Raw genomic sequence first — 17,846 nt, forward strand, 5'->3', positions numbered from 1 at the left:
GTAACCTTTATGCGAGCGCAGCTTCGATTGCGGCTTCGATTTCCGCAATGGTGAAGGGCTGGCCGCTGGTCTTGTTGAGCGGCTGGGCGTCGACCAGGAACTGGTCGCGCAGCACGGTCTTGAACTGGCCAGTGTTCATTTCAGGCACGAGAATACGCTCATACCCGTTCAGCAGTTCACCAAGGTTGCTTGGCATCGGCCAGACGTGGCGAACGTGAATCTGCGCAACGTCCAGACCCTTGCGGCGGGCGCGGCGGACAGCCTGATGGATCGGGCCATAGGTACTGCCCCAACCCACAACCGCCAGTTTGCCTGACGTTTCGCCAAGAATCACGTCCTGCAGCGGAATGGTGTTGGCCACGCCATCAACCTTCGCCCGGCGGGCATCAGTCATCGACTGGTGGCTGGCAGGGCTGTAATCGATATTGCCGGTGCCGGGGTTCTTTTCGATGCCACCGATGCGGTGCATCAGGCCCGGCGTGCCCGGCTTGATCCACGGACGCGCGCCCTTTTCATCGCGGGCAAATGGAAGCAGCTCGCCATTCGGGCCGTTCTTTTCTTCAAGGAACTTTGCAGGGAACTGCGTGAAGCTGGCAGGATCGGGCACCTTCCATGGTTCAGCCGCGTTGGCAATGTAACCATCGGTCAGCAGCATGACCGGGGTCATGTATTCCACCGCGATGCGGCAAGCCTCGATCGCGCATTCAAAGCAGTCAGCCGCCGAACGCGCGGCAATCACCGGCATCGGCGCATCGCCGTTGCGGCCATAGACCGCTTGGTAAAGGTCCGATTGTTCGGTCTTGGTCGGAAGACCGGTGGATGGGCCGCCGCGCTGCGAATTGACGATGACCAGAGGCAGTTCGGTCATGATCGCAAGGCCCATCGCTTCGCCTTTGAGCGCGATGCCAGGACCGGACGACGAGGTAACACCCAATTGCCCGGCAAAGCTTGCACCGATGGCCGAAGCAATGGCGGCAATTTCGTCTTCTGCCTGGAAGGTGGTGACGCCAAATTCCTTCAACCGGGTCAGGTTGTGCAGAATGGCTGATGCGGGCGTGATCGGATAACCGCCAAAGAACATCGGCAGATCAGCAAGCTGGGCACCGGCCACAAGGCCGAGGCTGACGGCTTCCGCACCGGTAACCGTGCGATACAGGCCCGGTTCGCTTTCCACCGGAGCAATGTGATACTGCTTGAGTGGACCGGAAATTTCCGCCGTTTCGCCATAAGCATGGCCTGCGTTCAACGCGGCGACGTTCGCCTCCGCCAGAACCGGGTTCTTGGCGAACTTGGCATTCAGCCAGTCGATCAAAGGCTGCCGGTCACGGTCGAACATCCACAGGGCAAGGCCTAGCGTCCACATGTTCTTGCAGCGCAGCGCTTCCTTGTTGCCAAGGCCGAACGGCTTGACCGCTTCCAGAGTCAGCGCCGAAATGTCGAATGCCAGAAGCTGCCACTTTTCAAGGCTGCCATCCTCAAGCGGATTGACCTCGTACTTCGCCTTTTCAAGGTTGCGCTTGTTGAATTCGCCCGTGTCAGCGATGATGAGGCCGCCAGCCTTCAGCGCGCCGACATTGGTTTTGAGCGCTGCCGGGTTCATCGCCACCAGCACGTCGGGCTGATCGCCCGCAGTATCAACTTCGGTCGAGCCGAAGTTGATCTGGAAGGCCGAAACGCCAAACAGCGTGCCCTGCGGCGCGCGGATTTCAGCCGGAAAGTCCGGGAAAGTAGCAAGATCGTTGCCTGCAAGCGCGGTCGACAGCGTAAACTGACCGCCGGTCAACTGCATCCCATCGCCAGAGTCACCGGCGAAGCGCACGACCACTGCTTCGGGGGTGGGGCTTTCCTTGCCGCCAGTCAGGGCGTCCGGTCCATCAACTAGTGTAGCCATATTGTCCTCTGCTTCGCGCATGGAGGTCATCCATGCCCTGCCGCAACCTTCTGATGGATTGCGCCTATGCCCCTCCTGCCCCGTTCGCAAAGAAGAAAAACTGCGCGAACGGAAAAATCCTTGAGCCGGACTTGATTCCGAACCGCCTTGCCAGTCAAGTTGCAAAAACAAACCTACCAATCTGTTTATAACGAATCCGATCACGGGACGAGGAAATGTCATGACCGATCAGCCGACCCACTACGTGCGACCCGATGTGCAAGCCTTCCTCGCCTTTCTGAACGGAACCGATGCGCCGCCGATGAGCGAACTTGGCCTTGAAGCCGCGCGCGCCAGCTATATCGCGATGGGGCAAGTGGCCGAAGCCGACCCGCGCGACCTTGCGGTGATCCGGAACCTGACCTGCCCCGGCCCGGCAGGCGATATTCCGCTACGGCTTTATGACTTGCGCGAAACGCGAGAGGCGGGGCCTGCGGTGGTATTCTTCCACGGCGGCGGCTTTGTGATCGGCGACCTGGACAGCCACCACAGCCTTTGCACCGAAATTGCGGCAGAGCTGGACCTGCCGGTGATCGCGGTGGATTACAGGCTTGCGCCCGAACATCCCTTCCCCGCAGCGCCCGATGATTGCGAAGCGGCAGCTCGCTGGATTGCGGACAATTCCGCCGAACTAGGTCGCCAGATTACCGGCCTGATCCCGATGGGTGATTCGGCTGGCGGCAATCTGACCATCGTGGTCACGCAAGCGCTGGTGGAGCAGCCCGCTTCGGTTCCAGTAGTGCTGCAGGTGCCAATCTACCCGCTCAGCGATGACAAGCCCGATCACCAGTCTTTCCTGCATTTTGCAGACGGTTTTCTGCTGACTGCCGATACGATGAAGTGGTTTGGCGATGCCTATCGCGCGATTACCGGGCACAAACGCGCCTATCCCATCTATGGCGAGCATTCGACCACGCCGCCAACAGTGCTAGTGACCGCCGGGCTTGATCCGATTCGCGACAGCGGACGGGTCTATGGTGCGGAACTGATCCGGGCCGGGGCAGAAGTCGTGTTCCTTGAAATGAAGGGTACGATCCACGGCTTTACCCAAGTACGCAAGGCGCTCCCAAGCGCACAGGGCGACATGCAATCCATTTTCGCAGCCGTGCGGCTGCTGCTGGAAAGGTTGAAATGAACGAGGAATTTGCCGGGCTTCCCTATCGCCCCTGTGTCGGCGTTATGCTGGTGAATGCCGCGGGCCGCGTTTTCGTCGGCAAGCGCATCGATAACAAGGAAGGGGACGCCTGGCAGATGCCGCAGGGCGGGATTGATGACGGGGAAGAGCTGCACCCCGCCGCCTTTCGCGAACTGGAAGAGGAAACCGGGGTTTCTCCCGATCTCGTAACCGTGATCGCCGAAAGCCGCGAGGAACTGCTGTATGACTTGCCAGACTTCCTGCTAGGCAAGATGTGGGGCGGCAAATATCGCGGCCAGCGTCAAAAATGGCTGCTGATGCGGTTCAAGGGCGAAGACACGGACATCCAGCTTGACGCCCATGAACCGGCTGAATTCTGCGAATGGAAGTGGCTGGAGCCGGAACTGCTGCCCGAAATGATCGTGCCATTCAAAAAGCGTGTTTACCGGCAGGTGCTGGATGAATTTCGCGACCTGATCTGATCTGGGGTGCCCCCGCGCAGACGGAGGCAGCGCCTCAGTGTCTGCCTCAGTTACTTTCGATCTTCGGCTCAGGCTTGATCGCTTCGGCCGAGACGACCTTGGGCGCGGGACCGCGCAAAATGGCGGCGGAAAGTTCTGCGGTTTCGGCACAGCCCTTGCCGCACAGGCCTTCTAGCCGGGTCAGGTTGCGCCGAGCCTTCTCCAGCGCCCCCTTTTCTACCATCGCCCCGCCTTCGCCCGAAATGGCAACGACATTGTTGGGATCACGCTCAAGCGCTTCGCGGTAATAGTGGATCGCCTTGCCCTGCATGCCTTCGCGGCGCGCGGCATCGGCCAGTGCCAAAAGAGCAGGAATGCTGGCAGGGTCGATAGCAAAGGCCGCTTCGAAACTGTCGGTCGCAGCCATAACATCGCCCTTGGCCAGTGCCGCCCGGCCATCTTTCAGCAGCATTTCGACGCGGGGATTGGCAGGGGCCGCCGTTCGTGCCGAACCCATGCTGCCGGTAATGCCAACGACAAGGGACAAGGCAAGGGCAACCGGGGCGTAACGCATCAACAACTCCTTCCGCCGAAAACCATCGCTGAATGTACCGGCGTGCATGAGCCTTCAGTTAACACGCGATACGATTGTTGCGAAGAAAAACCCGTCGGTCCCATCGTGAAAAGGCGTCAACCGCCAGCCCTTGCCGCGCGACCGGCCTGCAGGAAGCGCTGGCGTCGCCAGTTCCCAGCTCGGATTGACCGCAAGGAAAGCATCGATCCGATCCGCCCCTTCGGCATCCAGCAGCGAACAGACCACATAAGTCAGTCGGCCGCCCGGACGGACCAGCCTTGCGCCAATGTCGAGGACGTTGGCCTGCATCGCGCAATAGCGTTCGATCGCACGCGGATCGAGACGCCAGCGCGCTTCGGGGTTGCGCCGCCATGTGCCGGTGCCCGAACAGGGCGCATCGACCATGACCGCATCGGCCTTGCCCTCCCAATCGGTCAGCATCTCAACCTCGCGCCCCGGGTTAAGCAGGCGGGTTTCCGCCACAACGCCGGCACGCGTGGCGCGATCTGGCAGGCGTTGCAGGCGGCCCCGGTCAATATCGCAGGCGAGCAGCGCGCCCTGCCCTGCCATCGCGGCGCCAAGCGCCAGCGTCTTGCCGCCACCGCCCGCGCACAGATCGACCACAGCCTCACCCGGCTGCACATCCAGCGCCATACAGGCAAGTTGGCTGCCCGCATCCTGCACTTCAAACAGGCCATCGACAAATTCTGGCCACGTTTCCGCAGCCGTGCCCGCAGGCAGGCGAAGGCCATGCGGTGCAGGCACGTTCAACGCATCTACCGGCAAGCGCGCCCGCAAATCGTCGCGCGTGGTCTTGAGTATGTTTGCCCGCAGATCGAGCGGAGCGCGGCCCAACAGCGCCGACTGCTCCTGCTCATCTATCCCCGATGCAACCATGCGCTGCACCAACCATTCAGGAGCAATACCGCCTTGGGCCAATGTTTCGCCCGCCCGAATCGGCGCGGGACCATAGGTAGAGCCATCAAACAGAGCGGCTATGGCCGGATCAGACTGGCCGACGCGCAACATCGCCGCGCGGCCAGATTCGGGAATTTCGCCACAGGCGCGGATCGCTCTCCATGCCAGTTCACGAATAGCGCGACGATCCTTCGAACCGACGAACCGCCGCGCCCGAAACCATTCTGCTGTGATCCTGTCGGCCGAAGCGCCCTGCCCCCGCGCGGCAGCGATCACCGCATCCAAGATGTCAATCGCCGCCTGAACGCGCGCGGAGGGAGTCACCGGTCGCTGTCTCAGCCAACCTTGTAGTTCGGCGCCTCGCGCGTGATCGTCACGTCATGGACGTGGCTTTCGCGCAGGCCCGCATTAGTGATGCGCACGAACTTGGCGCGCTTGCGCAGATCTTCGATGGTGGCGCTGCCGGTATAGCCCATCGCCGCCTTGATCCCGCCGACAAGTTGATGAACCACATCCTTGGCTGGTCCCTTGTAGGGCACCTGACCTTCGATGCCTTCGGGCACCAGCTTCATCTGGTCCTTGATATCCTGCTGGAAATACCGATCCGCACTGCCGCGCGCCATTGCACCGACCGAACCCATTCCGCGATAGGATTTGTAGGCGCGCCCTTGATAAAGGAACGTCTCGCCCGGCGCTTCTTCGGTGCCGGCCAGCATCGATCCGATCATTACCGTGCTGGCGCCTGCGGCCAGCGCCTTGGCAGCATCGCCCGACGTGCGCAAGCCGCCATCGGCGATCACCGGAACGCCAGACTTTTCCGCTTCCGCAGCACATTCCATAACCGCAGTAAGCTGTGGCACGCCCACGCCCGCAACGATGCGGGTGGTGCAGATGGAACCCGGCCCGATGCCGATCTTCACACCATCCGCGCCAGCGTCAATCAGCGAGCGGGTGGCTTCTGCGGTGGCAACATTGCCCGCGATGACCTGCACCGAATTGGACAGCTTCTTCGCTGCTTCAACAGCGCGCGCAACGTCACGGTTATGGCCGTGCGCGGTGTCGATGATGACCACGTCACATTCCGCTTCGATCAGCGCCTGGGTGCGCAGCAGGCCCTTTTCGCCAACGGTCGTGGCAGCAGCCACGCGCAGGCGGCCTGCGGCATCCTTGGTGGCGTTGGGGAATGTCACCGCCTTTTCGATGTCCTTGACCGTGATAAGGCCGATGCAGTGGAACGAATCGTCCACCACCAGCAGCTTTTCAATCCGGCGCTGGTGCAACAGGCGGCGCGCATCATCACCGCTGGCGCCTAGCTTTACCGTTGCAAGGTTTTCGTGCGTCATCAGTTCACGCACCGGCTGGTTCGGATTGTCGGCAAAGCGCACGTCGCGATTGGTGAGAATACCCACCAGTTTACCCGTTGCTTCAACCACCGGAATGCCGCTGATCTTGTTTGCGCGCATGATGGCATTGGCTTCACCCAGCGTCGCGTCAGGCGCGATGGTGATGGGATTGACGACCATGCCGCTTTCGAAACGCTTCACCGCCCGGACCGCAGCGCACTGTTCTTCGATGGAAAGGTTGCGGTGGAGCACACCGATACCGCCAAGCTGCGCCATGACAATGGCCATGTCAGCTTCGGTCACCGTGTCCATGGCAGACGACAAGATCGGAATGTTAAGCGCAATGCCCTTGGTCAACCGGGTGCTGGTATTGGCCTGAGATGGCACCAGATCCGACTCGGCAGGACGCAACAACACGTCATCAAAGGTAAGGCCGAGAGGGATATCCATGTTGGGTGCCACTTCCTGTGTCCGGGTAGATTCGTGGCGGCCCATGTAAACAGGAAGAACCGGCTAGGCTAGGGGGTAAGATTGCGCTTTTGCGTGCCCGGCAATGGAGCCGGAATCTGGCCCACGCGATACCGCTTGGGATCGGCAAAGGCGCGCACCAGTTCCACCTGCAATTGCACGTCATCAGCCATGCCGGAATAATCGATCCCCGCCCCGGCCTGATCGGTCGGGCGATGATAGGTGTCTTCCATGAAGCGTTCGATGCGTTCCATGTCACCATAACTGCTGCTGACCATGACCGTGGGCACATCGTGCCGCATCAGCACCCAGCTATCCTGCCGCCGGATATAGGCATTGGCTCCATCACCCGGAGCCAGCCTTCGCTTGGTCTTGCGAATGACCTCACCAATCAAGGGGTCAAGCGGGGTCATCCCCTTCCCCACGATGCCCACCGGGCGCCCTGCCGGAACAAGGCCGGTGCTATCGACATTGAAAGCGGCAACAATGCGATCAAGCGGGATTGGCGGGTTTTCGGCAAAGGCAATGGCGCCCAGCAGGCCCAGTTCCTCGCCCGTGGTGGCAAGGAAATAGACATCGCGCTCCAGCGGGCGCCCCTTGGCCAGCGCCCGCGCCGTCTCGGTGACCACGGCAAGGCCGCTGGCATTATCGATTGCGCCATTGCAGATCAGGTCTTCTGCAGGGGCTGCGGCACATTCGCCAAAATGGTCCCAGTGCGCCAGCACAAGCACCGCGCCTGCGCCGGGATTGCGCCCTGGCAGTCGGCCGATAAGATTGTGCGTCTTGATCCGGGTTTCACGACTGGTCGCCTCGAACGTCCCAGCAGCACCCAAAAGATAAGGCACAAAAGCTGACGACGCAGCATCGGTACGCAGCTTTGCCAGTGTCGCATACGGCGTTCCGGCCAACAGCAGTTCAGTGGTGGTTGGCGAAACGAAGGCTTCGATTTCGTTACCGATGCGGTCCCCAGCGACGGCATAGCCCGCACGGCGACGACGTGCGATCACGTCTTCAAGGCCCCGCTCGTCATCCAACACAGTCAGCACCGCCAAAGCCCCGGCATCGAGCAGTCTCCCGGCGCGTTCGCTACCCCGCAAAGGATCGGTCCCATCGGGCAGGCTATCAAGCATGACTGCCACCCGACCCGCCAGTTCGGCGCGCGACAGAGTTGGCGCCATCGCTTGTCCCACGAACAGCAGCGGTGCATCCTGCACCAGAGAGCGCAGACCCGATGTAACCACGAATACGCTGTCGGCGGGAAGAGTTACCCGCTTGCGCCCACGCAGAAAGCTGGCGCGGGACAACACAGGTTCGCGTTCCACCAGTTCGACAGGTGCAAACCACCCGCTGCCCGGAATGTTGGTGCCCGCTTCCAACCCGATATCGAACCACTGCCGGGCCAGATAACGCAGCGTTTTGGTTTCGCCTTCGGTTCCGGGTTCCCGCCCGTCGAAATCATCGCTGGCCAGCGTTTCGACATGGGCCTTGAGCGCCAATTCCAACGCAGAAGGCCTGCGCGAAACGGGGCTTGCAGCGACCAACAGCAGAGCGCCGAAGCAAATTGCCCCGGTTATCGCCCTGCGCCAGCCCCTGTTTCGCTTCATCGCCGCCCTCACACGCCTGACCGCGTGCCCTTGCTCTCAAAAGCATAGGGGTTACGCAAGTTCCCAATTGTGGCAAGCCGGATGAACAGAAGTTTACAGCGACCAGTGGACAGCCTGCTTTGCGGAAGGGTTATTCCGCCACCCAACCTCCATCCATATTATAATTTGCGCCGGTAATGTTGCGCGCTTCATGGCGGCACAGGAACAACGCCAGCGCGGCAAGGTCTTCAGGCTGAACGAATTCCTTGGTCGGCTGGCGCACCAGCATCACATCGTTGATGACCTGTTCGCGGGTAAGCCCGCGCGCCTTCATGGTATCGGGAATCTGGTTTTCCACCAGCGGCGTCCAGACATAGCCGGGACTGATGCAATTGGCCGTGACGCCATGAGTCGCCAGTTCCAGCGCCAGCGTCTTGGCCAGCCCCGCAATGCCGTGCTTGGCAGAAACATAGGCCGCCTTGAACGGCGATGCCGTGAGCGAGTGGGCCGACGCGGTAAAGATGATGCGCCCCCAGCCCTTTGCTTTCATGCCCGGAATCGCCAGACGGCAGGCATCGAACGCCGATGTCAGGTTAAGCGCGATGATCGCGTCCCACTTTTCGACCGGGAAATCTTCCACCGGGGCGACGTGCTGCATACCTGCATTGTTGATAAGGATGTCCACCGCGCCAAATTCGGCAAGGGCCGCCGCCATCATCGCTTCGGTGCCTTCACGCTTGGTCAGATCTGCTGGGGCATAGATCGCCCTGCCCCCGCTGATTGCCCCCAGTTCGTCGCACAATTTGGCAATTTCCGCCGGATCGCCAAAGCCGTTGAGCACCACATCGGCGCCCTCAGCCGCCAGCGCCCGTGCATAGGCGAGGCCGATGCCGGAAGTTGAGCCGGTCACAAGCGCGCACTTGCCCTTCAGGAACATTCGATTACTCCGGGGTTTCAGGATGAATGGATCGCGTAAGGCATCGCGGGGACCGCCGCGCTTGTCCAGTCGCAAAAAGGTATGAGGGATCAACGATGCGTCTCGACGATTTCGACAGTTCCATCAATGTCGAAGACCAGCGCGGTGGCGGCGGTAGCCGATTCCCCATGGGCGGCGGCGGAAAAGTGGGTTGCGGGTCCATTGTCATCGCGCTGATTGCGGCTGTGGTGTTCGGGGTGGATCCAGCACAGATGCTTGGTTCGCTTCAGCAGGGACAGATGCAGGCACCTGCGCAACAGCAACAGGGCGGTACCTCGCTTGCTGAAAGTTGTTCAGTCAACGAATTCAGCCGCGAGACCTGCAACGCACTGTCATCGTTGAACAAAACGTGGGAGCCGCTATTCCGGCAGGCCAATATCCCGTTCCAGACGCCCAAGTTGGTGTTCTATTCGCAGGCGGGCCAATCGGGCTGCGGTGCGGCGCAAAGCGCAATGGGGCCGTTTTATTGCCCGGCAGACAACGGCATTTACATCGACACCGATTTCTACACCGAAATGGACAAGCAGATGGGCGCTGGCGGTGACTTTGCCCGCGTTTATGTAATGGCGCACGAATATGGCCATCATATCCAGAACGCGCTGGGCACATCCGATCAGGTTCGCCAGTTGCAGCAGCGCAGCCCCAGTCAGGCAAACCAGTTGTCGGTAAAGCTGGAACTGCAGGCAGACTGCTATGCCGGGGTGTGGGCCGGGCGCAACCGGGACCGGATCGAAGCGGGCGATATCGAAGAAGGTATGCGTGCCGCGCACCAGATTGGCGATGATGCGCTGATGAAGGCCGCTGGCCGTCGCCCTGCGGAAGAAGCCTTTACCCACGGCAGTTCGGCCCAGCGCATGCAGTGGCTGCGCAAAGGGCTGGAAACCGCCGATGAGGACCAGTGCGATACCTTTGCCGGCGCCTGATCGCGTTTTGTGAGGAACCAAAGACGGGTCGTGGCGTAAATCCGGCAAAAGGGGATTACAAACGCCATGACCAAGGCCCTTCGGTTCGCAACTTTGATGCCTTGCCTCTCGGCAATCGCATTGTCCACCGCTCCCGCATCCGCCCAGACAGCAGTATCGCAGGAAACGGTGACGGCAGGCGATGTGGTGACCAAGCCGCTCAGCGATCTCAACATCAAGAAGGACGAGATTCCTGAGGTGCTGGTTTCGGCGCGCGACAAGCCTTATGACCTTGCGGGGTTGAAGCGTTGCGCCGCCATTTCCTCGGCCATCACCAATCTCGATGCGGTGCTGGGCGATGATATCGATGTAGCCCGCGATGACGGCCGATCCACAGTAAATGTCGGCAATATCGCCAAATCGCTGGTGGGATCGCTGATCCCGTTTGGTGGCGTGATCCGCGAAATCAGCGGTGCCAACGCACAGCAGCGTAAATGGCAGGAAGCGATTTACGCGGGATCCGTGCGCCGGGCCTATCTGAAAGGTGTTGGCCAGCAACGCGGGTGCAAATATCCCGCTAACGTCGCAACTCCACAAGACGCAAGCCGCCTGTGGGCCGCACGCGATGCTGCTGAAAAAGCTGCCAAATCAGAAGATAAGGATCGCAAGGACAAGCCCGACGATAATAAGGCAAAAGGTGGGAGTGAGCCGGTAAGGTTTGAATCAAAAGCGGTTGTCCAGCCCACCCGCCGCTAAGGTCAACTTTCGCGTTTCATCCGGGAGATTTCCGCATCGAGTTCCTTGAGAACTTCCTTGCGGACTGCATCTGACAGGCTTTTGTCGCGGGAAATCTCCTCACGGGCCTTGCGCACACCTTCCAACGCTTCGGCCATGGCACGCTTTTCCATGCCTTCAGCTGAAGCGCAGGTGCGGATGCGTACGCGGGTTACCTTGCCCTGATCTTCCGCACTGGTGTCGACATTGGACAGCATCTGGCCAGCGGCACAGTGCCCGCCGTCTTCGCTGACCACATCGGTAACGGTCTCACCCTCGTCGTTCAGTACGATGACCCGCTGCTGCTCGCGATGCCGGTCTTTACCGGCGATGGGCGGGACAAGTGCAACTGGCGGAAGCCGCGCCTCGGCATCGGCAATGCGGCGCTCCACATCTTCGTCGGACAGCGGCTTGTCCGTCTCGAACACAAAGGTCTTGCCGTCGCGCGTAATGGTGCGGACGTGGGTGGCGTGGCTTTCGCCATCCGGACCATGGCGTTCGACCACAACAACATTGCGTTCCATCACCGGAGGCGCAGGTGGCGCAGGCGGTTGAGGGGCGGCGGCGGCACCGGTCGCAAAGGTCAGGCCCGCTATCATGGCAGTCGCCATACCGGCCATCAAACCTGCACGCGCTGTCGCAGAAAAACGATTTCCCGATCGCAATTTCATTGAACGCCTCCCTTGTAGGCCATCCTTTCAAGATGGCCCAAATGCATTGCGCCGGGATACCAGATCCCGGCGCAACAACATTCGGCGTTCGACAAACGACCGGCCCCGCTGGACCGGCGTCTGTGACAATCAGTAAACGCGCTTCTTCGGCTTGATGTATTCCACATCGTCGGTCAGGGTGTATTCGTGCACCGGACGGTAGTCGATGCGCACTTCGCCGCCCTTGCCGCCCCAGCCATTGAACCAGGTGGCAGTGTGCTTCATCCACTCGGCATCGTTGCGATCGGGGAAATCCTCGTGCGCGTGGGCCCCGCGGCTTTCCTTGCGGTTGTGCGCCGAATGCATCGTCACGCTGGCTTGGCTGATAAGGTTGTCGAGTTCCAGCGTTTCCACCAGGTCAGAGTTCCAGATCAGCGAGCGGTCCGAGACGTGGATGTCTTCCATACGCTTGTAGGTTTCGGCCAGCTTCACCTTGCCTTCAGCCATCAGTTCGTCGGTGCGGAACACCGCTGCATGGGCCGACATCGTACGCTGCATTTCGGTGCGCACTTCTGCCGTGGGCGAACCGCCCTTGGCGTGGCGGAAGTGGTCAAGACGCGACAGTGCCAGATCGGCGCTGTCAGCGGGCAGCGAGTTGTGTGAAGTGCCCGGCTTGATCAGTTCCTTGAGACGCAGGCCGGTTGCACGGCCAAACACCACAAGGTCGATCAGCGAGTTCGATCCGAGGCGGTTTGCGCCATGGACCGAAACACAGGCAGCTTCGCCCACCGCGAACAGACCGGGGATGATCGTTTCGGGGTTGCCGTCAGCACCGATGGTCACGACTTCGCCGTGATAGTTCGTCGGGATGCCGCCCATGTTGTAGTGAACGGTCGGAACCACCGGCAGAGGCTGGCGGGTGAGGTCGACACCGGCAAAGATCTTGCCGCTTTCGGTGATGCCCGGCAGGCGTTCGGCCAGCACCTTCTGATCGATGTGATCGAGGTGCAGATAGATGTGGTCCTTGTGCGGACCAACACCGCGACCTTCGCGGATTTCCATGGCCATCGAACGCGACACCACGTCGCGCGATGCCAGATCCTTGGCCGACGGTGCATAACGCTCCATGAAGCGTTCGCCTTCGGAGTTGGTCAGGTAACCACCTTCGCCGCGCGCGCCTTCGGTAATCAGCACGCCAGCACCGTAAATGCCGGTCGGGTGGAACTGCACGAATTCCATGTCTTGCAGCGGCAGGCCAGCACGCAGCACCATGCCGCCGCCGTCACCCGTGCAGGTATGGGCCGACGTCGCGGTGAAGTAGGAGCGGCCATAACCGCCCGTCGCCAAAACCACCGAATGGCTGCGGAAACGATGGATCGAACCATCGTCCATGCACAGCGCGATCACACCACGGCATTCGCCATTTTCCATGATGAGGTCGATGGCGAAATATTCGATGAAGAAGTCCGCGTCGTACTTCAGGCTCTGCTGGTAGAGCGCGTGAAGCATGGCGTGGCCGGTACGGTCAGCCGCGGCGCAAGTGCGCTGCACCGGGGGACCGTCGCCCATGTTCTGCATGTGGCCACCGAACGGGCGCTGATAGATCGTGCCTTCGGGGTTTCGGCTGAACGGCACACCTGCATGTTCCAGTTCGTAAACTGCAGCCGGCGCTTCGCGCACCATGTATTCGATCGCGTCCTGATCGCCCAGCCAGTCAGACCCCTTGACGGTGTCGTACATGTGCCAGGTCCAGTGATCGGGCGAATTGTTGCCCAGCGAAGCAGCAATCCCGCCCTGAGCCGCAACGGTGTGCGAGCGCGTGGGGAAAACCTTGGTGATGCAGGCGGTGCGCAGACCGGCCTGAGCGGCGCCCATGGTTGCGCGAAGGCCCGAACCGCCCGCACCCACGACAACCGTGTCGTAGGTATGGTCGATGATCTTGTAGGCAGGCTGAGTGGAAGTCATGACTTACGCGCCCCCCAGGGCAATGCGAAGAACCGAAAGGATGCCGAACGCTGCACCAGCGAAAGGCACGATGTTGACCAGCAGCCACGCAGCGATCTTGCCGCCTTCTTCGTGGACATAGTCTTCAAGCATGACCTGCACGCCCATGCGGGCGTGGGCAAAGGTGTTCACCATGATCAGGATCAGCGCCACCGACGGGATCGGACGCGCTACCCAGCCCCGCACTGTGGCAAAACTGTATTCCGGCAGCAGCGCAAGGCTGACAATCAGGAAGGTGATGAGGATAAGATTGCCCACCGCCGTCAGACGGGCGGTAAGCCAATGATGTGCGCCGTGGTGGCTGGAACCCAGCCCACGAACGCGACCGATGGAGGTGCCGTTACCCATGGTAAGCCTCTTTCAAATGGAGCGGTTCGCGCCGGCGCTTAGCGCAGCAGCACGAAAGCCCAGAACAGCGCGGTGAGGACGATAGAAACGACCATCGTGATGATCGACCAGCGCGCGTTTGCTTTCCAGTTCGTAACCGGCGCCCACATCAAGGATGAGGTGACGGATACCCGAAGCGGCATGCTGGAAAAATGCCCAGGTCAGGCCGACGAGGACGATCTTGCCCAGCACTGCGGTAACAGCCTGAAGGCCGCCTGCGGTGCCAGCCCAGGTCCAGTCGATGAACGTCTGATAAGCGGCTGGACCGCTTGCCAGCGCACCGATCCACCACAGCAACAGACCAAGACCTGCAAAGGCCAGACCGTTGCCGGTGACGCGGTGCAGGATCGAAACCAGCATGGCCGGACCCCAGCGCCAGATCTGGAGATGCGGCGAAATTGGCCGTGCTTTGCGCGCCTGCGCCATGAAATAACCCCCTTGAAGTCAGCTTGGATCGCGTTTGGCCACGATCGGGATGCGATTCGGTATTAGTCGAAATGATCGACCGTGCAAGCGCGCCAAGAGTGTAAAAAAGGACAGTCCCCGAACAGCCTGCCACGCTGGCCGTTGCACTGCGGCATCCCGGTGCCTAGACGGATGGCCATGTTAACCCCTGCAATCCTTGCCCTTGCGGCCACCGCCGCTTCCGTTCCCGCCCAACCAGCGGACATTCAGGCCACGCGCGCAATCATGGAGCAGTGCGAAGGAAAAGAAGACTTTTCGTCGCCCGCGCCGCCCGCCCGGATATTCGGCAATGTCTGGTACGTGGGCAGTTGCACGGTCAGCGTCCTGCTGATTACCGGGCCTGACGGGCACGTCCTTGTCGATGCCGGCATGGAAGACGCCGTGCCCGATGTGCTGGCCAATATCCGCAAGCTGGGATTCGATCCGCAGGACGTCGGCCTGATCGTCAGCAGTCACGAACACTTCGATCATGTCGGCGGGCTTGCCGCGCTAGCCAAGGCTACCGGAGCAAAAGTGGTCGCCCTGCCTGTCGCTGCCAAAGTTATCCGCATCGGCAAGGTCAGCCCTGCCGATCCGCAGGCGCAGGAAATCCATGGCTTCACCCCGGCAAAGGTGGACCGCGTAATCCAGCCCGGAAAGCAGGTTCGCGTCGGGCCGATCCGGCTGACCGCGATCGCCACGCCTGGCCATACCGAAGGATCGACAAGCTGGACCTGGACCAGTTGCGATGGTGCTGATTGCCGCAAGTTTACTTATGTCGACTCCATCAGCGCTCTGCAGCTTGGCACCTATCGCTTTGCCGCGCACCCGGACCGCGTGGCGATGTTTCGCCACACGTTTGACAAAGTGGCTGCAATGGACTGCGGCATCCTTTTAACACCGCATCCCGGTTCCAGCGCCATGTTCGAACGGATGAGCGGACAACAGCGGCTGGACGATCCCGCGGCGTGCAAGATTTTGGTCGAAGGCGCCCGTGCGCGCCTGAACAAGGCGCTGGAACAATGAGCTGGAAAGTCACCGCATTCGCCCCGCGCAACGTCATTCAGGCCGCGCTGATCGCGCATGAAGATGCGTGGGACTGGGACCATGACATAGTGATCGCAGGCAGCGAGATTGCGGAAGACAAGCCCGACGACTGGCAGTTGGAAGCATGGATGGACCGCAAACCATCCAAAGCCGACAGGGCGGCAATTGCCGGATTGTTCGCAGCCGATGCGCCTGAGCTTGTTACGGAGAAGCTACCCGATACCGACTGGGTTACGTTGAGCCAGCAAGGCGTCGAACCAATCCGCGAAGGCGTGTTCCATGTCCACACGCCGGAATATTCCCCGGTCAACCAGCACGGCGTGCGGGATTTCGTGATCCCGGCCAGTCAGGCGTTCGGCACCGGGCAACATGCCACCACCGCCGGATGCCTTGCCATGTTGACCCACATGAAACGGCAGGGCGTGCGTGTGCGCAATCTGGCCGATATCGGCACCGGCACCGGCCTTTTAGGCTTTGCCGGGCTGCACCTGTGGCCCACAGCACGCGCCATTGCCAGTGACATCGATGCGGTATGCGGGCCGGTTGTCGCAGAGAACGCTGCCAATAACGGCATGGTGCTGGGTGATGGGCCGGGACGGATGGCGATGGTAATCGCAGCCGGGATGGAGCATCCCCTGCTGGAAGCGGCAGGTCCGTATGACCTGCTGATCGCCAACATTCTTGCCGGGCCGCTGGTGGAACTGGCCCCGGATTTCGCCCGTGCGGTGGTGCCGGGCGGCAGCGTGTTGTTGGCAGGTTTGCTGGAAACGCAGGAAGCGACTGTGCGCGCAGCCTATCGCCGGGCAGGCCTGAGATTGGCGGCGCGGATGGTGCGTGGCGACTGGTCGATCCTGTGGCTGCGGCGGCGCGCCACTGGCGAGGCTTTGCGCCGATAGGAAAACGGTTTGTCACGCCAGCAACTTCGGCTTAACCAAATGGTTAAATCGAAGGATGCAGGGCATGAGCTACAATACATTCACGGTGGAAAAGCGCGACGCGGCGGACTGGGTAACACTGAATCGGCCCGACGCGCTCAATGCCATTTCGCTGGAAATGGTGCGCGAACTGAACGACTATTTCGGCGCTCTGTTCCATGATCGAGCAACGCGCGTGGTTGTGCTACGCGGCGCGGGCAAGGCGTTCTGCGCCGGGCTGGATATCAAGGAACGCAGCGACGGGCGCGATGAAGTGCCGTTTGCGGGCGGGTTTGGCTTTCAGGGCTACTTGGCTGACGTTTATCTCAAGATGCGGCGTTGCCCGCAGCCGATCATCAGCCTTGTTCATGGCGCAGCCTGCGGCGGCGGTTTCAGCTTTGTGCTGGCATCCGATATCCGCATCGCCGGCGAAAGCGCCAAGATGAACGCGGCCTTCATCCGGCTGGGGCTTTCTGCCTGCGACATGGGATGCAGTTATTTCTTGCCGCGCCTTGTCGGTACATCGGTTGCCAGCGAACTGATGCTGACAGGGCGGTTCATTCATGCCCGGCGAGCGCTTGCCACCGGATTGGTTTCCGAAATGGTGCCCGACGCCGATCTTGAGGCGACCGGGCAAAGTTATGTCGACGATCTCCTCGCAGCATCGCCAATGGGCCTGCGCATGACCAAGGAAGGGTTGAACCTTGCCATCGACGCGCCCAGCCTTGAAGCCGCGATGGCCATTGAAAACCGCAACCAGCTGATGACGTCTGCCAGCCCAAACTTCCGCGAAGGGATGCAGGCGTTTCTCGAAAAGCGACGGCCGAATTACGTGCCAGAATGAGCGGCTAAAGTATCGCGCAACAAGGTCAGCGCCGCTTGCGTGAATGCCTGCATATTGCCCAGCCGGGCATTGCTGCCGGTCTGGACAAGGCGCGATGCAGCAATGCCATTTGGCCCGACCACGGCCACGGCGCTGTTGCCCGAAGCTACACCCAGCGGGTGCGCGCTGCCCCCGCCGGCCGCGCCAGTTTCGGCAATGCCCCAGTCTGCGCCATAGCGTTGCCGGATAAGCTCTGCTTGCGCAATGGCATAGCCTTCCGTCGCAGAAGTATGCCCACGCAGCGAACCGGGTGGATGGCCCAGCACGATCCGCCGCCCCTTAAGGGTATAGATGACGCCGCCGCCAAGATAGAACGCCGAAGCACCGGGCATGGCAAGCAAGCTGGCCGAAACAAGCCCTCCGGTTGCGCCATCAACCACGGCAATGGTCTGATGCCGTGACTTGAGCATGACACCTGCTTGCGCGGCGATAGCTGCGAGGTCTTCCAGCATC

General features: G+C 61.1%; 17 protein-coding genes and 1 pseudogene. 7 read left to right on the forward strand and 11 right to left on the reverse strand.

Translation table 11 applies throughout. The features are described 5' to 3' along the window. Positions 1–7: 7 nt before the first annotated feature. Positions 8–1,891 (reverse strand): 2-oxoacid:acceptor oxidoreductase subunit alpha, encoded by a 1,884-nt coding sequence (locus OVA07_RS12845; RefSeq protein ID WP_268171836.1) that lies wholly within the window; start codon positions 1,889–1,891, stop codon positions 8–10. A gap of 220 nt (positions 1,892–2,111) precedes the next feature. On the opposite strand from OVA07_RS12845, the gene OVA07_RS12850 reads away from it, so the two are divergent. Further along, positions 2,112–3,065: an alpha/beta hydrolase gene (locus tag OVA07_RS12850; RefSeq protein ID WP_268171837.1), complete on the forward strand. Its 954-nt coding sequence runs from the start codon at positions 2,112–2,114 to the stop codon at positions 3,063–3,065. Next, positions 3,062–3,547, forward strand: coding sequence for an RNA pyrophosphohydrolase (locus OVA07_RS12855; protein WP_268171839.1), 486 nt, complete (start codon positions 3,062–3,064; stop codon positions 3,545–3,547). The genes OVA07_RS12850 and OVA07_RS12855 overlap by 4 nt, the downstream gene beginning before the upstream one ends. A 46-nt stretch (positions 3,548–3,593) precedes the next feature. Here OVA07_RS12855 and OVA07_RS12860 read toward each other — a convergent pair whose 3' ends face one another. The 5 genes from OVA07_RS12860 to OVA07_RS12880 form a co-directional block, all read right to left on the reverse strand. Further along, positions 3,594–4,100, reverse strand: a complete 507-nt coding sequence (locus OVA07_RS12860; RefSeq protein WP_268171840.1) for a tetratricopeptide repeat protein — start codon at positions 4,098–4,100, stop codon at positions 3,594–3,596. 54 nt (positions 4,101–4,154) lie between these two features. Further along, positions 4,155–5,342 carry an RsmB/NOP family class I SAM-dependent RNA methyltransferase gene (locus OVA07_RS12865; protein ID WP_268171841.1) on the reverse strand — a complete coding sequence of 396 codons (1,188 nt, stop codon included), beginning with the start codon at positions 5,340–5,342 and terminating at the stop codon, positions 4,155–4,157. Positions 5,343–5,353: 11 nt separating this feature from the next. Next, entirely contained in the window at positions 5,354–6,811 is a 1,458-nt protein-coding gene (guaB, locus tag OVA07_RS12870; RefSeq protein ID WP_268171842.1) for an IMP dehydrogenase, read from the reverse strand. Positions 6,812–6,879: 68 nt separating this feature from the next. Continuing rightward, complete coding sequence (locus OVA07_RS12875) at positions 6,880–8,331, reverse strand: M28 family metallopeptidase (protein ID WP_268171844.1); 1,452 nt, start codon at positions 8,329–8,331, stop codon at positions 6,880–6,882. Positions 8,332–8,563: 232 nt separating this feature from the next. Then, complete coding sequence (locus OVA07_RS12880) at positions 8,564–9,349, reverse strand: 3-hydroxybutyrate dehydrogenase (protein ID WP_268171845.1); 786 nt, start codon at positions 9,347–9,349, stop codon at positions 8,564–8,566. Positions 9,350–9,444: 95 nt separating this feature from the next. Between OVA07_RS12880 and ypfJ the strand changes: the two genes are divergently transcribed. Both ypfJ and OVA07_RS12890 read left to right on the forward strand, forming a co-directional pair. After that, on the forward strand, positions 9,445–10,311 hold the full coding sequence (gene ypfJ / locus OVA07_RS12885) for a KPN_02809 family neutral zinc metallopeptidase (RefSeq protein WP_268171846.1): 867 nt from the start codon (positions 9,445–9,447) through the stop codon (positions 10,309–10,311). Between the two features lie 66 nt (positions 10,312–10,377). Then, entirely contained in the window at positions 10,378–11,046 is a 669-nt protein-coding gene (locus tag OVA07_RS12890; RefSeq protein WP_268171847.1) for a hypothetical protein, read from the forward strand. Positions 11,047–11,048: 2 nt separating this feature from the next. Here OVA07_RS12890 and OVA07_RS12895 read toward each other — a convergent pair whose 3' ends face one another. The 4 genes and pseudogenes from OVA07_RS12895 to sdhC form a co-directional block, all read right to left on the reverse strand. Continuing rightward, positions 11,049–11,663, reverse strand: a complete 615-nt coding sequence (locus tag OVA07_RS12895) for a hypothetical protein (RefSeq protein ID WP_268171848.1) — start codon at positions 11,661–11,663, stop codon at positions 11,049–11,051. Between the two features lie 201 nt (positions 11,664–11,864). Beyond that, positions 11,865–13,679, reverse strand: coding sequence for a succinate dehydrogenase flavoprotein subunit (sdhA, locus tag OVA07_RS12900; protein ID WP_268171849.1), 1,815 nt, complete (start codon positions 13,677–13,679; stop codon positions 11,865–11,867). Between the two features lie 3 nt (positions 13,680–13,682). Beyond that, positions 13,683–14,066: a succinate dehydrogenase, hydrophobic membrane anchor protein gene (sdhD, locus tag OVA07_RS12905; RefSeq protein WP_268171850.1), complete on the reverse strand. Its 384-nt coding sequence runs from the start codon at positions 14,064–14,066 to the stop codon at positions 13,683–13,685. Positions 14,067–14,104: 38 nt separating this feature from the next. After that, positions 14,105–14,531: pseudogene (gene sdhC, locus OVA07_RS12910) on the reverse strand (succinate dehydrogenase, cytochrome b556 subunit). Positions 14,532–14,708: 177 nt separating this feature from the next. On the opposite strand from sdhC, the gene bla reads away from it, so the two are divergent. The 3 genes from bla to OVA07_RS12925 all read left to right on the forward strand — a co-directional run bounded on the left by bla (position 14,709) and on the right by OVA07_RS12925 (position 17,354). Further along, positions 14,709–15,575, forward strand: a complete 867-nt coding sequence (bla, locus tag OVA07_RS12915; protein WP_268171851.1) for a subclass B3 metallo-beta-lactamase — start codon at positions 14,709–14,711, stop codon at positions 15,573–15,575. Further along, positions 15,572–16,492 (forward strand): 50S ribosomal protein L11 methyltransferase, encoded by a 921-nt coding sequence (locus OVA07_RS12920; RefSeq protein ID WP_268171852.1) that lies wholly within the window; start codon positions 15,572–15,574, stop codon positions 16,490–16,492. Before bla ends, OVA07_RS12920 begins: the two co-directional genes overlap by 4 nt. 64 nt (positions 16,493–16,556) lie before the next feature. Next, positions 16,557–17,354: an enoyl-CoA hydratase/isomerase family protein gene (locus OVA07_RS12925; protein ID WP_268171853.1), complete on the forward strand. Its 798-nt coding sequence runs from the start codon at positions 16,557–16,559 to the stop codon at positions 17,352–17,354. Here the strand turns inward: OVA07_RS12925 and OVA07_RS12930 are convergent. Then, complete coding sequence (locus tag OVA07_RS12930; protein ID WP_268171854.1) at positions 17,339–17,845, reverse strand: CinA family protein; 507 nt, start codon at positions 17,843–17,845, stop codon at positions 17,339–17,341. The two genes, OVA07_RS12925 and OVA07_RS12930, sit on opposite strands and share 16 nt — an antisense overlap. Position 17,846: the final 1 nt, after the last annotated feature.

This window comes from Novosphingobium sp. SL115 (assembly GCF_026672515.1).
Taxonomy (GTDB): Bacteria; Pseudomonadota; Alphaproteobacteria; order Sphingomonadales; family Sphingomonadaceae; genus Novosphingobium.